This window comes from Bacillus sp. SIMBA_005 (assembly GCF_046535585.1).
Lineage (GTDB): Bacteria > Bacillota > Bacilli > Bacillales > Bacillaceae > Bacillus > Bacillus pumilus.
The window spans coordinates 1-276 of the sequence record NZ_JAWRWI010000304.1; the positions used below are offsets into that span (position 1 = coordinate 1).

Sequence of the window (276 nt, forward strand, 5' to 3'; positions counted from 1 at the left end):
TAAAAATTGTCATCTCCGTAGTCCTCTTTATCGGTATACATTTTTTCTATCATACCATTTAAGAAACTATTTTAACATCAAATACCATTGTTTGTATCGATTTTCTACTACTAAGTGATGACAAATTGTAAGTTTTCACTTACAATAGCTAATGGTTAATGAAGGAGTCGGTATAGAAATGTTTGAAGCAATCATATATAACATATCTGTCATGGTTGCAGGTATATATTTATTTCACAGACTACAGTATTCTGAGAATAAAAGAATGATTTTCTC

1 protein-coding gene is annotated in these 276 nt (G+C 29.0%); it reads left to right on the forward strand.

Translation table 11 applies throughout. The features are described 5' to 3' along the window. Window positions 1-178 precede the first annotated feature (178 nt). A partial coding sequence (locus SB660_RS20225) for a hypothetical protein (protein ID WP_410584090.1) occupies window positions 179-276 on the forward strand: 98 nt, incomplete at its 3' end.